This is a genomic window from Phaeovulum sp. W22_SRMD_FR3 (assembly GCF_052113705.1).
Classification (GTDB): Bacteria; Pseudomonadota; Alphaproteobacteria; order Rhodobacterales; family Rhodobacteraceae; genus JBGQOG01.
Genome location: NZ_JBGQOG010000007.1, coordinates 80,814 through 96,407 on the forward strand (window position 1 = coordinate 80,814; position 15,594 = coordinate 96,407).

Here is a 15,594-nt window from a genome sequence, read left to right on the forward strand (position 1 = left end):
CTATTCTTTTGGAGGTATTCCTCGACCTGCCCGGCGGCCATAGGGTATTCAGGCGTAGTATGGTCGAAGGATTTGTATCCATGGTTTCTGAATTTGTGATCCGTTCGGCCGATTTGGCCGGAACGGCTCTTACGCGTCGCCGCATGGGCAAGCAGACAATCGGGCACCGGGCGGCCAGCCTGGCGCTTGCGCTGGTGGCGGCCCTCGGGACCGTTGCGCTCACCCCGCCGCTCCATGCACAGGAAACCATCGCCCCGCTGACCGCCCTTCCGCTGCCCACGGGGCCGATTGTGCTGACCGTCACCGGCGATATCAGCGTGACCAATCAGGACGGCGCTGCGGTGTTTGACGATGCGATGCTGGCGACGCTGCCCGCGATCAGCTTCACCACGACCACCAACTGGACCGAGGGCGCGCATGAGTTTTCGGGCCCGGCGCTCTCGACCGTGCTTGCGGCCCTGGGGGCGGGGCCGGGCATCGTCGATGCCAAGGCCGCCAATGACTACGCGGTCTATTTTGAGCCCGCCGAAATCGGCACCGACGCGCCGATCATCACCCGTCTGATCGACGGCAAGACGTTTTCGCTGCGGGACAACGGCCCGCTCTGGGTCCTGTATCCCTATGACAGCAGCGCCGATTACGAGACAGAGAAGGTATATTCGCTGTCGATCTGGCAATTGGCCAGCCTGCACGTCCGCCAACCGTGAGTGCGCGCGCCTCCCTGCGCGGACGTCCGGAGACTGCGGAGCCGCATCGGCAACCCCGTCTGACTCTGCTCACGATCTGGGTGGTGCCCATGATCGTGCTGATGGCTGCCGCAATTTCCGGCATGTCGCTCTATACCCATGCGATCAACACCCAGCTTGACCGGCTGCGCGCGGCACAATCCGACAATACCACCTGGATCATCAGCCAGATGGAAGTGGATTATCTGCGCTTTCAGCACGCGGTTGAGCTGGCGATCAGCTATCCGCCGGACCCCGACAAGATTGAGGATCCCCGGCTGGATGACGTCCGGCGCACCTATGACATTCTCTACAGCCGGATCTCGGTGATTTCGGGTGGCAATTACACCCATGCGGTGCATCCGATGTCGGATCTGACCGACATCTGGGCCGAATTGCGCGAGGCGTTGCTGTCCAACACCCCGCTCATCGACAGCGCCAACCCCGTGCTGCGGGCGGGCCTGCCGCAAATGTACGCCCATAATTCGGCCCTCGATCAGAAGATCCGGGATTTTGTGGTCTCGGCGCTGCTGGTGCAGATCGACCATGCCGCGATCGAGCGCGAACAGATCCGCTCGCTTCTGGGCCGGTTCTGGGGTCTGGCGATGGTGCTGATCCTGATCCTGGCCGGGATCACCTGGACGCTGGTGCGGCTTTACCGCGACCTGCGGCTGCGCACGGCGGCGACCGAGCGCGCGATCTCGAACCTGACCACCACCATCGAAAGCTCGCTCGACGCGGTGATCGTGGCGGATGCCGCCGGGCTGGTCACGCAATACAACTCCGCCGCCCGCAAGATCTTTGGCTATTCCGAAACCGAGGCTTTGGGGCAATCGCTCTGGACGCTGTTCATGCCCGAGCGGTTCCGCGATGAGCACAAGCGCGGCATGGCCCGCTTCATGCGCACCGGCACCGGCAGCCTGACCAACCGGGGCCGGGTGCTGCTGACCGCCATGCGCAAGGATGGCACCGAATTTCCGGTGGAAGCCGCCATCGTTTCAGACCGCAATTCCGAAGGCTCGCTGATTTTCATCGGCTTTGTGCGCGACGTCTCGGACCGGTTGCGCATCGAGAACACGCTGAAACAGGCGCGCGACCGCGCTCTGCGCTCGGAACAGGCGAAATCGCGTTTCCTCGCGGTGATGAGCCATGAGATGCGCACGCCGCTGAACGGCGTGGTGGCGGCGCTGGATGTGATCGAGCGGACGACGCAAATGTCCAGCCGCCAACGGCGGTTCCTCTCGATCGCGCAAAGCTGCTCGGCGACCGCGCTGGAGCAGATCGGCGATGTGCTCGAACTGACGCGTCTGGACAGCGGGATGCCGCTGGAACCGGAGGTGCGTTTCGACATCGTGGCGCTGATGAGCGAGATCGTGAAACAGGGCCGCCCGCTGGCACGTGCCAAGGGCAATGATCTGGCGCTGCGCCTGCCCGACAGCGCCGTCGGGCAGATCCCCAGCCAGGTGGTGGGGATGAAGCGGCTTTTGGGCCGGGCGCTGTTCAACCTGATGGGCAATGCGCTGAAATTCACCGAAGGCGGCCGGATCACCATTTCGGCCACGCTGGCCGAGCGGCAGGAGAATGACCTGATCCTGCGCATCGAGGTCGCCGACACCGGCATCGGGATTCCGCCCGATCAGCAAGAGCGGATCTTTGAGAATTTCGAGACGATGGACGACACGTTCACCCGCACCGCGCAGGGCACCGGGCTTGGCCTCGGCATTGCCCGGCGCGCGGTCGAGGCGATGGGCGGCCGCATCGGCGTCGAGAGCGAACCGGGCAAGGGTTCGACCTTCTGGTTCACCTGCCACTTCCAGGCGGCCGTGCTGGCGGGCGCGGAAGTGAACGTGGCGGCGGTGGTGCCGGAGGAACTTGATGATGAGGCGCCCGAGCTGGCCATCCCGGGCCTCCCCGCTCCGGAAAAGGCGCTGGAGCGGCCTTTGGTGGCGCCGGTGCGGGCGCTCTCGGTGCTGATTGCCGAGGACAATCCGATCAACCGGCTGGTGCTGGATGAGATGATGCGGCGCATGGGGCATATGACGCAGCTGGCCGAGAATGGCCGGATTGCGATGGAAATGGCCGGGGTGACGGCGTTTGATCTGATCCTGATGGACATCTCGATGCCCGAGATGGACGGGCTGGAGGCCACGCGCCGCATCCGCGCGGGCGGTGCCTCGCACCGGGCCTGGATCGTCGGCGTGACGGCGCATGCGATGGATGGCGATCTGGCCGAATATGCGGCGCATGGCTTTGACGAAATGATGCCAAAACCCGTGACATTTGACCGGCTGGATGCGATGCTGCTGCGGCGCAGCACGACCAATCCCGAGCCGGCGCGGTCAGGCCCTGCCGCAGATGGTTCTGCGCCATCTGCTGCTGATGAGATGGAGGAAAATGACTTTGGTGATCCGATTGTCCCGGCAACGGCATCGGGCATCGCCGGTATAAATCTGGAAATCAGCTGTTTGATCGACGATTTGCACGCCGAACAAACGGCATCGGCCGCATCGCCCGCGACCTTGTCTCCCGCCCAGGGGGGCGGGGACGGTGCCGCGCCTTCGGCATCTGCCGGAACCCTTCCCGTAGCCGGGGCTGAAGCGGCAGCAGATCCGCATGTTTCTGTCTCGGTGACGGCCCCCCAGCCTGTAATGATTGACGAGGTACTCCCGATGAATTCTGCCTCTCCTGTTCAACAAACCGACGCTGATTTTCCGCCCCTGGCGGCCACTGTGCCCGCCAGCAATGTTCTGGACACTCAGGTCCTGAACGAAGCGATGGACCTGCTGGGCCCGGAGCGTTTCCTCGAAATGACCAACCGCTTCCGCGACGAAGCCCGGGGCACGATGGAGGGTCTGGCGCGCCGTCTGAATGAGGCGCTTCCCACCCAAGGCGCTGAGATTGCAGGTGAACTGCACCGGCTGGCGGGGGCGGCTGCGCTGTTCGGCGGCGTCACCCTGTCGCGCCGTCTGGCCGCCGCCGAGGATGTGCTGCGCCGCGATGGTCCGGCCTATCTGATCCCGGACCTGCCCTCGCTCACCTCGGCCTGGCGCGCGCTCGACTGGGCCTTGGTTGCCGTCGGCGACCCGGGCGATGCCACCCCCAGCGCCCCGGCTGCGGCGCCGCGCAAGGCGGGCACCGGCCTCTGAGACCACAACCGACCACAAAAAGGGGGCCCGCTGGCCCCTTTTTGACCTGCGGCCCTGCTTTTTCAGGCCGCACGGCGAATCCGCATCAGCCGTTCCACGATCGGCGCCCCCGTGATCACCACGGTGATCACCACGATCATCCGCATCACGTGATGCGTAACCACAAAGCCCAGATCGGCCCCCGGGACACTGGCGAGCACCGTCATCTCGGCCTGCCCACCCGGCGCAAAGTCCAAGAACCCCTCGACCGGCCGCGCGAGGTCCCTCAGCGCCACCAGCTCGGTAAGGCCCGCCGCCAGCGCCCCGATCAGCAGCACGAAAACCACCCCCGAGGCCACCACCCGCCGCAGCTCGCGCCAGGTGACGGGGCGCGGGCCGAGGTCGAAATGCGGCTGCACATCGAGGCGGCGCACCGGGTCCGCCTGCGCGCCTTGCGCGGCCGCGAGCGCGGTGACGACGCGGAATAGCCCCTCTCACCACTCACAGTTTCGGGAGCCTGCGCGGGCAACAGAATCGCCAGAAACTCCCGCAACACGCCATAAATAAACGCAAATATCAGGGTGCTTACGGCAGTTAACATTGTCCCGGCGCAAGCTTCTGCCCCGCCCCTGCGCTCTGCCCCCCCGGACGGGGCATTTCTGCATCTGGACAGGCGGTCTGCGCCGATGTACCTCAGGGGTCAAAAGTTGACTGTTTTACTCGACAAGCCCCTTTGCCCGCCCTGACCGGCCCGGATGCCGCGAGGAAGGGACCCGACGGAGAGCCCCGATGACCGAGACCTGCCCGCCCGCCGCCACTGTGCCCCCCCGCCAGATCTGGCCCGCCGACCGCGCCGCGCGCTACCGCGCCCTTGGCTATTGGAGCGGCGAGAGTTTTGCGCAGATGCTGGCCCGGGTGGCCGCCGCCCAGGGCGCGCATCCGGCGGTGATCGCAGGTGAAACGCGCTGGAGCTATGCCGAGCTTTTGGAGAAAGCACAGCGTCTCGCCGCAGGCTTTGCGGGCCTGGGGCTGTGCCCCGGCGACCGGGTGCTGGTGCAACTGCCGAACCGGGCCGAGTTCCTGTCGGTGGTCTTTGGCCTCTTTTGGGCGGGACTTGTGCCGGTCTACGCCCTGCCCGCGCATCGCGCGGCCGAGGTCGCGCATCTGGCGCGCAAATCGGGCGCGCGCGCCTATGTGGTGGCCGACCGTCATGAAGGGTTCGACTATCGCCCCCTCGCGAGGGCTTTGCGCGCCGAACTGCCGGATCTGACCGAGGTCGTCGTGCTGGGCGAGGCCGAGGAATTCACCCCGCTCCGCGCCTTTGACGCCTTGGCGCCGCTGCCGATGGTGGCGGTGGACGCCGCTGCGGTGGCGTTTTTGCAAATCTCGGGCGGCAGCACTGGCCTGCCCAAACTGATCCCGCGCACGCATGACGATTACCTCTATTCCTGCCGTGCCAGCGCCGAGATCTGCGGCCTTACCCCGGACAGCATCTACCTTGCCGCGCTGCCCGTGGCACATAACTTCCCGATGAGTTCCCCCGGCGTCATGGGTGCACTCTGCGCATGCGCGACGGTGGTGATGGCCCCGAACCCCTCGCCCGACACCGCCTTCGCGCTGATCGCGGCGGAAAGGGTCACCATCACCGGCCTCGTGCCGCCCCTGGCCCTTCTGTGGCTGCAGGCGGCCCCCGGCACGGCGCATGACCTCTCCAGCCTGCAGGTCTTACAGGTGGGCGGCGCGAAATTCACCCCGGAGGCGGCAGCACGCGTGCGCCCGGTGCTGGGCTGCACCCTGCAACAGGTGTTTGGCATGGCCGAGGGGCTGGTGAATTACACCCGCCTAAATGATCCGGAGGCGGTCATCATCGGCACGCAAGGCCGCCCGATCAGCCCCGAGGATGAGGTTCTGGTGCTTGATGACGCCGGAGAGCCGGTGCCCGAGGGCATGCCCGGACATCTTCTGACCCGCGGCCCCTATACGATCAGCGCCTATCACGACGAGCCGACCGCCAATGCGCGCTCCTTCACGCCGGATGGCTATTACCGCACCGGTGATATCGTGCGCCGCCTGCCCGGCGGCTATCTTGAGGTGCAGGGCCGCGCCAGCGATCACATCAACCGCGCGGGCGAAAAGATCTCGGCCGAGGAGGTCGAGGATCACCTGCTGGCGCATCCCGCCGTCTTTGACGCCGCCGTGGTCTCGGTGCCCGATGCCTATCTGGGCGAGCGGATCTGCGCCTTTGTGGTGCCGATGCCGGGGGCCGAGCCGCCCAAGGCCGCCACGCTGAAGGGATTTGTGCGCGCGCGCGGCATTGCGGCGTTCAAAGTGCCCGATCAGGTGGTCTTCCTGCCCGCCTTTGAAACCACCGCCGTGGGGAAGGTCAGCCGCAAGGCCCTGCGCGCCGCCCTGCGGGACCAATTCCTGATGACCGGAGATGTCGCATGACCCTGACCGCCCCCCTCACCCTCGCCCGGATGCGCGCCGACATTGCCACCGCCATTGACCTCGCCCCGGAAGAGCTGGGGCTGGAAGATAATCTCATGGACCTCGGCCTCGACTCGCTGCGCTTGATGAACCTGACGCTGCTCTGGCAAGAGGCCGGGCTGAAGATGGATTTCGGCATTTTCGCGGAATCCGCCACCCTGGGCGAGTGGTGGCAGGCGGTGGAACAGCACCGGCAGGAGGGCTGAGATGACCCGGGACCCGCGTCTTGCCGCGCCCTCCCCCGCGACATGGGACGGCAGCCCCCGCCCCCTGACCGAGGCGCAACAGGGCCTCTGGACCGCGCAGGCGCTGGACCCGGCCAATCCGATCCTGAACACCGGGCAATATATCACCCTGACCGGGCCGCTCGACCTGCCCGCCTTCCGCACCGCCATGACACAGATGCTGGCCGAGACCGCCGCCCTGCGCCTGCGTTTTGGCCTGCGGGACGGGGTGCCCAGCCAGTGGCTGGCCCCGGAGCTGCCTGCGCTGCGCGAGGTGGATCTGACCGCCCTGCGCGAGGCCGAGGCCCGGGCCACGGCCCTCGCGCAGATGCAGGCTGACACGGCCCGCGCGACCGATCTCGCCGCCGATCCCGTGGCGGCCTTCACCCTCTTCCGGCTCAGCCCGACCCTGCATCTGTGGTATGAGCGCATTCACCATCTGGCCACGGATGGCTATGCGATGGTGCTGATCACCAACCGCATCGGCGCGCTCTATTCCGCGCAGGTGGAGGGCCAGCCCGCCCCCAGCCCGATCCCGCCGCTGGAGCGCGCTTTTGACGAAGATGCCGCCTATCGCAACAGCCCCCGCCGCGCCGAAGATGCGGCCTTCTGGCAGGCGGAAATGGCGGGACTTGGCGATGTCACCGGCCCGGTCCCGGGCCGTGCGCTGACCGCCCATCACCATCACCGCGCCCGCCGCGATCTGCCCGCCGAACTGCGCCATAGCCTGACGGCACGCGCGCAAACGTTGGGCCTTGGCTGGCCCGATGTTCTGACCACCCTCACCGGCGCCTATGTCGCGCGGTTTCTGGGTTCCACAGAGCCGGTCATCGGCGTGCCCTATATGGCGCGGATGGGCAGCAAGGCCGCCCGTGTCCCCGCCATGCTGATGAACGTACTGCCGCTGCGCCTGGCCCTGCCCGACGCCCCGCTGGATGTCGTGCTGACGGCCAATGCCGCGCGTCTGGCCGAGGGGCGCAAACATGGCCGCTACCGCTCGGAGCAGCTGCGCCGGGATCTGGGGCGCACCGCGCTCGACCAGCGGCTCTATGGGCCCATGGTCAATGTGCAGCCCTTCGACATGCCCCCGGTTTTCAGCGGCTTGCAGGCCGATCTTCACATTCTGGGCGCGGGTGCGGTGGACGATCTCACGCTGACCTTCCGGGGCGACGCTACCCACAGCCTGCTGCTGGAAGTGGACGCAAACCCCCGCCTTTATGACGCAGAAACCACCGAGGCGCATGCCGACCGGCTCATCGCCTTTCTCACCCGCGCCGCGGTGGCCGAGAGCCTCGCTGATGTCCCCACCGCCACGCCGGAAGAGGCCGAGCGGCATGTCTTCACCCTGAACGCCACCGAACATCGGCTGCCCGCCGTTACGCTGACCGAGCTGATCACCGCGCAGATGCGCGCCACGCCCAGCGCACCAGCGGTCACCTTCGGCACCACCACCCTGACCTATGCCGAGCTGGACCGCCGCAGCGCCGCCCTGGCCGCAGAGCTCCGGGCGCTGGGTGTGGGTCCGGGCAAGCTGGTCGCCGTGGCGCTGCCCCGCTCGGAACATCTCCCGGTCGCGCTGATCGCGGTGCTGCGGGCGGGCGGGGCCTATCTGCCGCTCGACCCCGAAACACCCGCCGAACGCCTCACCCTGCTCGCCCACCGCGCGGCACCTGTGGCCATCCTCTGTGCCACCGGTTTTGCCATCGAGGGCACGGATATCCCGCATCTCTCCCCCGATCTTTGGGCGCGGGAGGGGGCGGCGCCAGACCCCGGCACCACGCCGCAGGATCTGGCATATGTCCTCTACACCTCCGGCTCGACCGGAGAGCCGAAAGGGGTGATGATCGAGCATCAGGCCATCGTGAACCGCCTCCTTTGGATGCGCGATCACTATGGGTTCACGGCGCAGGACCGCATCCTGCAAAAGACCCCGGCCACCTTTGATGTCTCGGTCTGGGAGTTCTTCTTGCCCGCCCTTTGCGGTGCGTGCCTCGTGCTGGCCGCCCCCGGCGCGCACCGCGATCCGGCGGAAATCGCCCGGTTGATCCGCGAGGAAGGCATCACCACGCTGCATTTCGTGCCCTCGATGCTCTCGGCCTTCCTCGCCGCCCCCGGCTCGGCGGGGCTGCGCCTCACCCGCGTCTTCTGCTCGGGCGAAGAGCTGACCGCCGACCACCGCGCCCGCTTCCACGCGCGGCTGACGGCCGAGCTGCACAACCTCTACGGCCCGACCGAGGCGGCGGTGGATGTCTCCTACTGGCCCGCGACGCCGGAGGATGTCAGCGCGCCGCTGCCGATCGGCTGGCCGGTCTGGAACACAAGGCTTTATGTGCTCGATGCGCAGATGCGCCCGGTGCCGCCCGGCGTGGCGGGGCAGCTGTACCTCGGCGGGGTACAGCTCGCGCGTGGCTATCTGGGGCGCGACGATCTGACCGCAGAGCGGTTTTTGCCCGATCCGTTCCGCCCGGGCGACCGGATCTATGCCACCGGCGATCTGGCGCGCTGGCGGCCCGATGGCGCGGTGGTCTACCTTGGCCGCAACGATCATCAGGTGAAGATCCGCGGCATCCGCATTGAGCTGGGCGAGATTGAAGCGGCGATCCTCGCCACCGGCCTTGTGCGCGACACGGTGGTTGTGGCGCGCGAGGACCGCGCGGGCGACCGCAAGCTGGTGGCCTATCTCGTGCCGGGTCCGGGCTTTTCGCCCGAGGCCTTCGCCACCCGCCTCACCGCCAGCCTGCCCGGCCATATGATCCCGGCAGCGCAGGTGCTGCTGGGCGCGCTGCCCCTCTCGCCCAATGGCAAGCTGGAGCGCCGGGCCCTGCCCGCCCCGGTCTTTGACGAGGGCACGGGCGCGCCGCCCGAGGGCGCGACCGAGCAGCAATTGGCCGATCTTTTCGCCGAGACGCTGGGCCTTGCTGCCCCGCCCCACCGCAGCGCGGATTTCTTCGCGCTCGGCGGCGACAGCCTGCTGGCGCTGCGGCTGATGCTGCGGATCGAAGAGGTCTTTGGCCGCGATCCCGGCCTTGGCAGTCTCTTTGAACGCCCCACGGTGGCGGGGCTCGCGGCGGTACTGGCGGCGGGCGAGGCCGCAGCCTCCGGCCTTGCCCCGCTGATGCCGCTCTCACCAGAGACGGCGGGCGCACCGCTGGTGCTGATCCACCCGGCGGGGGGGCTTGGCTGGTGTTATCGCGGGCTGGCGCAGGCGCTGCCCGGCCGCGCGGTCTGGACGCTGCAGGCCCCGCTCTTGCAGGAGGGGGGCGATCTGCCCGCGAGCATCGAAACGCTGGCCGAGGATTATGCCCACCGCCTGACCGGGGCTTTCCCGGAAGGGATCTTGCATCTGGCGGGCTGGTCGGTGGGCGGCATTCTGGCGCAGGCGGTGGCGGTGCGGCTGCGCGCCCTCGGGCGGCAAGTGGGGCTTTTGGCGCTGCTCGATGCCTATCCCGCCGATGTCTGGCGTGATGAGCCGGAGCCGGGCCCCGCCCGTGCCCTCCGCGCGCTGCTGGCCATCGCGGGGCATGACCCGGAGGCGCATCCCGAACTCGACAGCCGCGCGGCGGTGGTGGGGTTCTTGCGGCAGAGCGGCACCGCGCTAGGGGCGCTGCCCGAGACGGTGCTCGACGGGGTGGTGAGAGTGGTGACGGGCAGCAACCGGCTGGTGCGGCAGCATCACCACGCGCGCTACGACGGCAGGCTGACCCATATCCGCGCCGATCTGGACCACGCCGGGCGCGATCTGACCGCAGCACTCTGGGCGCCCTATGCGGCTGAGGTCGAGGCGATGGGCCTGCCGGTGCTGCATGCGGGCATGGTTTCGCCCGAGGCCTGCGCCCGTCTGGCCCCCGCCCTCGCCCGGCGCATGGCAGAGGCTGAAGCCGACGGCTGAGATGGCGGCTCAGGTGGCGACCAACGCGGCGGCGGGCTGATCAGCCTGCCGCCAGCGCCAGACTGCCGGGCAGCGACTGCGCGAGGCTGTCGATATGCACGGCCCCCGCCAGAACCGCGCAGGTCAGCGCCAGCCCGGGCCGCGCGGCAAGGCGCCCGGCCAGCGCCATGGTCAGCGGCGGCGGGCCGGACGCGGCCCCGGCGGCAGGCGCCGGGCTTCCCCGGTGCTTTTCGCATTCCCCCACCGCCAGATAGACCCTTTTCGGATCCGCCGCGTCGAAAGCTGCCGCCGCCTCCAGCGCCGCGATCCGCGCCGGATCCCACCAGACCGATGGGCTGATGATGCCATACCGCGCGAATGCCTCCGGCCGCGTCAGCAGTGCCGTGAGCGTGCAAAGCCCACCGAAACTGTGGCCCCAGAGCATCCGCCGCGCCGGATCAATCCGGAGATCCGCCTCGGCCCCGGCCCGGATCGGCCCGCAGAGCCGGTCAAGAAACACCGCCGCCCCGCCCGCCAGATGCGCGGGTTGCACCGGATCGGGAAAAGGCGGCACGCCCGGCGCGGCGGGCGTGTAATCAAGGTTGCGCGGCCCCCGGGCAAAGGCGGCCTCCATGTCATAGCCGATGCCCGCCACCACCAGCCCCGGCACCGCCGCCAAGAGGGCGGGCGTCAGCGCCGCAAAGGCCGCATTGCCGTCGAGCATATAGAGAATCGGCGCCCCCGCCGCAGGGGCCGCCCGATGCGGCACCGCCAGAAACAAGCGGTAGGCGGGACCGCCCGGCAGGCTCTCGCCGCAGGTCGCGCGCGGCAGGATCCGCGTCACAACGCTGTGACTGGCGGGCGGATCCGCGACCAGCCGCGCCGCCGCCTGCGCCGCCCCCGCAGCCGCAACGGCGCTTTGGCCCACAGGGATTTCGGGCGGAAGGCGCGGGCGGGACATCTGCTTTTCCTCAACGGGGCCGGTCATGCTGCGTTTCTTTTTTAATTGACAATTATTGTCAACTTAATTCCTTTGCGGCAAAAGCACCCCCGGCGCCACGCTGCCGACCGCCCGCGCCCGCCACCGCTGACACCACCGCTGACACCGCCGAAAGGATGCCCCATGGCCCGCCTCCCCTCCCGTTCTGCCCGCCTGCTGCCGCTGCGCGGGGTGCTGACGGCGATGGTGCTCGGACTGGCGCTGCTGGCGGCCCTGCCCCGGATGGCGGCGGCCGACACCGGCGGCACCGAGATTACCGCGACCGATATCACCGGGCGCGAGGTCCATCTGCCCGCGCCTGCGCGCCGCATCGTGCTGGGCGAGGGGCGGCATCTGACCGTGCTGGGGCTGATCCAGCCCGATCCGGTCAGCCTGGTGGTCGGCTGGCGGCTGGACAAACCGCTCGAGCCCGCCACCCTCGCCGCCTATCGCGCGAAATTCCCGGCGATTGATGCGATTGCCCCGGTGGGGGCGGGCAACCGCAGCCTCTCGGTCGAAAGCATCATCGCGCTGGAACCGGACCTTGTGCTCTTGTCGCTGATGGATGCCGAAGACCCCAAGATGCAGCCCGCGCTGGCGCAGCTGGCCTCGGCGGGCATTTCGGTGGCCTTTGTGGATTTTTTCAGCCATCCGCTGGAAAACGCCATGCCCAGCCTGCGGCTGTTGGGGAAACTGACCGGGGCCGCGGACCGGGCCGAGGCCTTTGCGCAGTTCTATGAGGGGCATCTGGAGACGATCCAGAGCCGCCTTGCCGCTGCCAACCCGCCGAAACCGCGGGTGTTCCTCCATGTGCATGCGGTGGCAGACGGCTGCTGCGCCACCGTGGGCACCGGTGTGTTTCAGGATTTCATCGCCGCGGCGGGCGGCTATAACATCGGCAAGGACAGCGTGCCCGGCGCGCTGGGCAATGTCAGCCTTGAGCATGTGATCGCCGCCGACCCCGACTTTTACCTCGCGACGGGGGGCGAGCATCTGGCGGCACGCGGCGGGCTGGTGCTCGGCCCGGGCATCGCCGAAGCCACCGCCGGGGAGACCTTTGCCAAGCTGATCGCCGCCCCCGGTTTTTCCAGCCTGCGGGCGGTGGAAACCGGACATGCGGCGGGGTTCTGGCATCTGTTCAACGATTCCCCCGTGCATATCGCGCTGATCGAATACATGGCCAAGGCTTTTCACCCCGACCTCTTCGCCGATCTCGATCCCGCCGCGACGCTGGCTGAGATTCAGACCCGCTTTGCCCCGGTCTCGGTGCCGGGCAGCTGGTGGGTGACGGCGGCCAAGGCGGATGCCGCACCGTGAGCCTGCTTTCCCTCCCCCTCACCGAAACGCTGCACCGCCACGCCCGGCAGAACCGCCGCCGCTGGCGGTTGGTGCTGCTTCTGGGCCTCGGCGCGCTGCTGGCGCTGATCGCGGATCTGACGAGCGGTCCCTCCGGCCTGCCCCTGCGCGACACTTTTGCCGCGCTGATGCGGCAAGACGGGGTGGCGCGTGGCACGATGGTGATCGTCTGGCAGGTGCGGCTGCCGGTGGCGGTGATGGCGCTGTTGGTGGGGGCGGCGCTGTCACTCGCGGGGGCCGAGATGCAGACCGTGCTGGAAAACCCGCTGGCCGAGCCCTTTACCCTCGGCGTCTCGGCGGCGGCGGCTTTGGGGGCGGGGCTGGCGATTGTGCTCGGCCTCTCACTGCCGTTTTTGCCGGGTGTCTGGAGCGTTTCGGCCAATGCGTTCCTCTTTGCGATGGCGGCGCTGGCGCTGTTGCAACTGGTCTCGATGCGGCGGGGCGGCGGGGCCGAGGTGATCATCCTCCTCGGGATCGCGCTGAATTTCACCGCCGGTGCCCTTTTGGCGCTCGTGCAATTCGTGGCCTCGGCGGATGCGCTGCAACAGCTGGTGTTCTGGACAATGGGCAGCCTCGCCAATGTCCGCTGGCAGGGGGTGGCGGTGATGGCGCTGGTGTTGGCGGCCTGTTTGCCCTTCTCGCTCCGCGCTGCCTGGGCGCTGACCGCGCTGCGGCTGGGGGCTGAACAGGCGCGGGGGTTTGGCGTCGATGTGGCCGGGCTGCGCCGCTGGGCGCTGTTGCGCGTGAGCCTTTTGGCGGCGGCGGCGGTGTCGATGGTGGGGGTGGTCGGGTTCATCGGCCTTGCGGGTCCGCATATCGCGCGGATGGCAGTGGGCGAGGATCACCGATTTCTCCTGCCCGCCAGCGTGCTGACCGGCGCGCTGCTGATGTCGGTCGCCTCGGTGCTGAGCAAGCTGGTGGTGCCGGGCATCTTGCTGCCCGTCGGCCTTGTCACCTCGCTGATCGGGCTGCCGGTGTTCTTTGCGCTGATCCTGCGGCGGGGTGTCTGAGATGACCGTTCTGCGCGCCGTTCTGCGCCCCGAACTCCACATTGAGAACCTGCGCGTCAGTCTCGGGGCCCGTCAGGTGATTGACGGGCTGAGCCTGCCGCCCCTGCGCGCCGGGGCGGTGACCGTGCTGGCTGGGCCGAATGCCGCCGGGAAATCAACACTGTTGCGGGCGATGGCGCAGCTGATCCCCTATCAGGGGCGGCTGACGCTTTTTGGCACAGAGGCCGCCGGGCATGACCATGTGGACACCGACCCTGAGGGCCCAGAGCGGATAGGGCAAGAGCGGATCGGGCAGGATCTGGCCCGACTGCCCCGGCCCGCGCGCGCCGCCGCCATCGGCTTCATGCCGCAGAACCTGCACAGCACCACCACGCTCTCGGTGCTGGAAAGCCTGCTGGCCGCGCTGCATGCGGGGGGCGGCGGCATGGCGCGGCATGGCGCGCCCGGTGGCCCCGGCGGGCGGGGTGCCGAGCATGCCCTCGCCACCCTCGCGCGGCTGGGCATCGCCGATCTGGCGCTGGCACCGCTCGGCGCGCTCTCGGGCGGGCAACGGCAGGCGGTGGGACTGGCGCAGGCAATCATTCGCGACCCGCAGCTGTTGCTGCTGGATGAGCCGACAAGCGCCCTCGACCTCGCGCGGCAATATCAGCTGATGTCCGAGGCCCGGCGTCTGGCACAGGAGGGGCGCATCGTGGTGGCGGTGCTGCATGATCTGGCACTGGCGGCGCAATGGGCCGACCGGATCATCCTGATGACCGGCGGCCGGATCGCCGCCGATGGCCCGCCGCGAGAGGTACTGCAGCCCGAGATCCTCAGCCACGTCTATGGCATCGCGGCGCGGGTCGAGCAATGCAGCGCCGGACGGCTGATGGTGATGGTGGATGGGGTAGCATGAGGCAGGGGTCAGCCTTGCCTGAGGCAGCGGACAGAGCGCGGCTGAGGCGGATCGCGGGCTGGATACCGCGCGGGATCCCGCGCCGCGGTCGGCACCGGGCAGAGAAGGACCAGGCCAAGGCAGAGTGAGCAGAGCCGCCGTCTTGGCAAGGGCCGTTTGCCCCGGCGCGCGCCCCTTGCCTCACCAGACCCGCACCGCGCTTCCCCCCGGTGCCCGCCCTTCGGGGCACCCCCGAAGGTTCCCGCGCGGCTCCCCCCGCGCAATGTTACACAGGAGAAACCCATGACTTCCCCCACCGCCGCCCGCATCGCCCCCGTCCTGTGGCGCGACACGCCCGAACGCTATGGCCTGATCAGCCGCTTTCTGCATTGGGGGATGGCGGCGCTGATCCTGTGGCAATTCCTCGGGATGACCTTGAAGCTGACGCTGGGCCGCGTGCCGCTGGCCGGGTTCTTTGTCAGCCTGCACGCGCCGGTGGGGGTGCTGCTGTTCCTCCTCATCCTCGCGCGGATCGGCTGGGCGCTGGCCATGCGCCACCGTCGTCCGGCGCAGGCGGCGGGGCTGGCGGGCCTTGCCGCGCGGGCGGGCCATGCGGCGCTCTATCTCCTGATGCTGGTCATCCCCGCCCTCGCGCTGCTGCGCGCCTATGGGTCCGAGCGGGCGTTTTCGGTGTTTGGCATCACGCTGTTTCCCGCCGGGGGGGCGCCGGTCGAGTGGATGGTCACCGCCGGGCAACTGCTGCACGGCACCCTCGCATGGACGCTTTGTGCGCTGGTCGGCGGCCATATCGCGATGGCGCTGCTGCATCAGGCGCTGTGGCGCGACGGCACGCTGACCCGCATGGCGGGCCGGTTCCGTGCCCGCGTGTGATTCGCCCAGACCCCGCGATTGTCCCCGGTGGCGGCGGCACGCCGCCGCGAAGCCT

Annotated in this window: 11 protein-coding genes; 9 read left to right on the top strand and 2 right to left on the bottom strand. The window is 68.7% G+C overall.

Annotated features, from left to right (window positions below; genetic code table 11):
• Positions 1 to 80: 80 nt before the first annotated feature.
• Both ACEN2S_RS11410 and ACEN2S_RS11415 read left to right on the top strand, forming a co-directional pair.
• Complete coding sequence (locus tag ACEN2S_RS11410) at positions 81 to 707, top strand: oxidoreductase (protein ID WP_441866278.1); 627 nt, start codon at positions 81 to 83, stop codon at positions 705 to 707.
• Positions 708 to 796: 89 nt separating this feature from the next.
• Positions 797 to 3,871, top strand: coding sequence for an ATP-binding protein (locus ACEN2S_RS11415; protein ID WP_441866279.1), 3,075 nt, complete (start codon positions 797 to 799; stop codon positions 3,869 to 3,871).
• Between the two features lie 62 nt (positions 3,872 to 3,933).
• On the opposite strand, the gene ACEN2S_RS11420 is transcribed toward ACEN2S_RS11415, so the two are convergent.
• Positions 3,934 to 4,284 (bottom strand): AbrB family transcriptional regulator, encoded by a 351-nt coding sequence (locus ACEN2S_RS11420; RefSeq protein WP_441866280.1) that lies wholly within the window; start codon positions 4,282 to 4,284, stop codon positions 3,934 to 3,936.
• Positions 4,285 to 4,639: 355 nt separating this feature from the next.
• Here ACEN2S_RS11420 and ACEN2S_RS11425 point away from each other — a divergent pair, with 355 nt between their 5' ends.
• The 3 genes from ACEN2S_RS11425 to ACEN2S_RS11435 are packed head-to-tail and all read left to right on the top strand — an operon-like array spanning position 4,640 to position 10,450.
• Entirely contained in the window at positions 4,640 to 6,298 is a 1,659-nt protein-coding gene (locus ACEN2S_RS11425; RefSeq protein WP_441866281.1) for a (2,3-dihydroxybenzoyl)adenylate synthase, read from the top strand.
• Entirely contained in the window at positions 6,295 to 6,543 is a 249-nt protein-coding gene (locus ACEN2S_RS11430; protein WP_441866282.1) for a phosphopantetheine-binding protein, read from the top strand. The genes ACEN2S_RS11425 and ACEN2S_RS11430 overlap by 4 nt, the downstream gene beginning before the upstream one ends.
• 1 nt (position 6,544) lies before the next feature.
• On the top strand, positions 6,545 to 10,450 hold the full coding sequence (locus ACEN2S_RS11435) for an amino acid adenylation domain-containing protein (RefSeq protein ID WP_441866283.1): 3,906 nt from the start codon (positions 6,545 to 6,547) through the stop codon (positions 10,448 to 10,450).
• A 40-nt stretch (positions 10,451 to 10,490) separates the two neighbouring features.
• Here ACEN2S_RS11435 and ACEN2S_RS11440 read toward each other — a convergent pair whose 3' ends face one another.
• Complete coding sequence (locus tag ACEN2S_RS11440; protein WP_441866284.1) at positions 10,491 to 11,417, bottom strand: alpha/beta hydrolase; 927 nt, start codon at positions 11,415 to 11,417, stop codon at positions 10,491 to 10,493.
• Between the two features lie 135 nt (positions 11,418 to 11,552).
• Here ACEN2S_RS11440 and ACEN2S_RS11445 point away from each other — a divergent pair, with 135 nt between their 5' ends.
• The 4 genes from ACEN2S_RS11445 (at position 11,553) to ACEN2S_RS11460 (ending at position 15,539) form a co-directional block, all read left to right on the top strand.
• A complete protein-coding gene (locus tag ACEN2S_RS11445) occupies positions 11,553 to 12,725 on the top strand; it encodes an ABC transporter substrate-binding protein (RefSeq protein WP_441866285.1) in 1,173 nt (390 codons plus the stop codon).
• Positions 12,722 to 13,774, top strand: a complete 1,053-nt coding sequence (locus tag ACEN2S_RS11450) for a FecCD family ABC transporter permease (RefSeq protein WP_441866286.1) — start codon at positions 12,722 to 12,724, stop codon at positions 13,772 to 13,774. The genes ACEN2S_RS11445 and ACEN2S_RS11450 overlap by 4 nt, the downstream gene beginning before the upstream one ends.
• Before the next feature lies 1 nt (position 13,775).
• Positions 13,776 to 14,669 carry an ABC transporter ATP-binding protein gene (locus ACEN2S_RS11455; protein WP_441866287.1) on the top strand — a complete coding sequence of 298 codons (894 nt, stop codon included), beginning with the start codon at positions 13,776 to 13,778 and terminating at the stop codon, positions 14,667 to 14,669.
• A gap of 282 nt (positions 14,670 to 14,951) precedes the next feature.
• Entirely contained in the window at positions 14,952 to 15,539 is a 588-nt protein-coding gene (locus tag ACEN2S_RS11460; RefSeq protein WP_441866288.1) for a cytochrome b, read from the top strand.
• The last annotated feature ends 55 nt before the right edge of the window (positions 15,540 to 15,594 follow it).

Coding starts and splice junctions, on each gene's coding strand:
- ACEN2S_RS11410 (WP_441866278.1), top strand. CDS start 81: ATGGTTTCTGAATTTGTGATCCGTTCGGCCGATTTGGCCGGAACGGCT.
- ACEN2S_RS11415 (WP_441866279.1), top strand. CDS start 797: ATGATCGTGCTGATGGCTGCCGCAATTTCCGGCATGTCGCTCTATACC.
- ACEN2S_RS11425 (WP_441866281.1), top strand. CDS start 4,640: ATGACCGAGACCTGCCCGCCCGCCGCCACTGTGCCCCCCCGCCAGATC.
- ACEN2S_RS11430 (WP_441866282.1), top strand. CDS start 6,295: ATGACCCTGACCGCCCCCCTCACCCTCGCCCGGATGCGCGCCGACATT.
- ACEN2S_RS11435 (WP_441866283.1), top strand. CDS start 6,545: ATGACCCGGGACCCGCGTCTTGCCGCGCCCTCCCCCGCGACATGGGAC.
- ACEN2S_RS11440 (WP_441866284.1), bottom strand. CDS start 11,417: ATGACCGGCCCCGTTGAGGAAAAGCAGATGTCCCGCCCGCGCCTTCCG.
- ACEN2S_RS11445 (WP_441866285.1), top strand. CDS start 11,553: ATGGCCCGCCTCCCCTCCCGTTCTGCCCGCCTGCTGCCGCTGCGCGGG.
- ACEN2S_RS11455 (WP_441866287.1), top strand. CDS start 13,776: ATGACCGTTCTGCGCGCCGTTCTGCGCCCCGAACTCCACATTGAGAAC.
- ACEN2S_RS11460 (WP_441866288.1), top strand. CDS start 14,952: ATGACTTCCCCCACCGCCGCCCGCATCGCCCCCGTCCTGTGGCGCGAC.